Origin of the sequence: Paenibacillus sp. Root444D2 (assembly GCF_001426375.1) — a bacterium.
Lineage (GTDB): Bacteria > Bacillota > Bacilli > Paenibacillales > NBRC-103111 > Paenibacillus_E.
In genome coordinates, this window is sequence record NZ_LMEO01000046.1 from 1 (window position 1) to 1,863 (window position 1,863).

A 1,863-nucleotide genomic window follows, 5' to 3' on the forward strand; every position below is an offset into this window, starting at 1 on the left:
GATTCAACGCCGATTTTAAACGTTTTTTGTACAGACACAGATGTGTTTGTTAGGAAGATGTTAACCGGAAGAACATCAATCTCGGATTGTGTTTGATCACCACTTACACCATTTTTATAAATTGTGTTCAATGTTAATTCAAGCAGGCCTGTATCTTCGTTTCTTTTCAACGATTCATTTCTTCCACTTACGTATGCTGTATATTCGCTACCGTTTAGACTAGCATTTTCACCATATTGGTTTTCTGCTTTAACTTTCACAGTTACTTTAGCAGATTTCGCAATTTTATCGCTTGCATTTACAAAGCTAAGTTTCGTAACTTTTTCATTTTCAGCTGTGAATGTTGCTGTTGTTTTATCCACGCCAGCTGCATCTAAACCGGAAAGTGTTGCTGTGTAGCTGCCTTCGCTTACTTTCACATCAGTTAAACTCAGTACAGCGGATTTTTTATCATCAGCGAATTTGACAGTAGTTGCAATGTTAGCCGTTCCTTTTGTCAAAGCTACTGTTGCTTTAGCTGTATCTACAGGCTTGTTGAAGCTTACTGTTACTTGTTGTACGCCAGTTGCTTTCGCACCAGTTACTGATACTTTACCAGCTGGTACATACTGTTGTTTCGCTTCATATGCACCGCTCACTAGAAGATCACGAGTTGCGTTAGCCATACCACCGAATTTACCGTCAGTACCATTGGAAAGAAGTTTCAGTTCAAGTGCAAGTGCTACATATCCTTGTGCCCAACCAGAAACCGTTGTGTCTGTACCTGTTTTGCCTTTAGCTGCTGCGTCTTGACCAAGAACACGAACCAAGAAAGTAGCGAGTTGTTCTTTCGTTACTTTACCAGCTGGGTTGTATTGACCATCAGCATAGCCATCCGTCACGCCTGCAGTTTTCAAAGCTTCGATGTAAGGAAGTGCATAACCGTTTGCTGCATCGGTTACACTAACATCAGTGAATGTGGATGTTTTCAAGTCTTTGTTAACTTCCAGACCCATGATCAATGCCGCTACTTTCGCGAATTGTGCGCGGTTCATTTCGTCTTTCAGACCGAAAGTTGTGTCAGTCACGCCGTCAAAAATACCAGCAGTGATCATCGCATCGAACTTTGCTTTTGTTGCTGCATCCAGGTCTTTCAAGTCTGTGAAGTCAGCAGATGTTTTACCAAATGCGACCGACGAGAACATGGAAAGAGCCATAGCGGATGTAAGAACTACGGATAGTGTTTTCTTCATAAAGGTTTGTTTCCTCCTAATATTATGAAAGTTTTTTTGTTATAAAAACTTATAACCAACGGGACGACAAATGAATCATGACATGACTCTATGTAGCTTCGAGTCTATCACCTTCGCTACATGAATTAGTATACGTGACTGTTTGTATAATTTCATTGATAAGTATTTTCCAATTAATAAATAAAATCGTGCTTGTTTATATGAGAAAGATGCCCCTGCACCAGCCTCAGCTAATACAGGAGCATCTTCTTTTAAAACATATTAGTCTTAGTCTTGAACAACAACTAGCGTCGTTACTGTTTTACCACCAGAGATTGTTTTTAAAACGAATTCTGTTACATCCCCACCGATTGCAAATGTTCCATTTGCATTCACTACTACTGTGTTTGCTGCTCCATCTGCTTGGATATCAGACACTACATATTGTGCACCCAAGAAAGCATTGTACTTGTTAATCTCAGCTGCTGTTGTGTACTCAACACCGTAGTTATCTGTAATTTCTACATTAGCTAGGTTGATTACATCAAGAATTGCTGTGTCAGCCGAACGATCGTACGTGATGTTTGCATCTGCTACCATTGATGCAGCAGTTACTAGATCGCTTTTTGATGTTACTTCTAGTGTTGCATAT

Annotated in this window: 1 protein-coding gene and 1 pseudogene; both read right to left on the bottom strand. The window is 40.0% G+C overall.

Annotation, left to right across the window (positions count from 1 at the left end; all coding sequences use genetic code 11):
* The coding region (locus ASD40_RS27425) for an S-layer homology domain-containing protein (RefSeq protein WP_162251321.1) at window positions 1-1,232 on the bottom strand (1,232 nt) is incomplete at its 3' end.
* Window positions 1,233-1,499: 267 nt separating this feature from the next.
* Window positions 1,500-1,863: pseudogene (locus ASD40_RS38010) on the bottom strand (hypothetical protein); the annotation flags it as partial.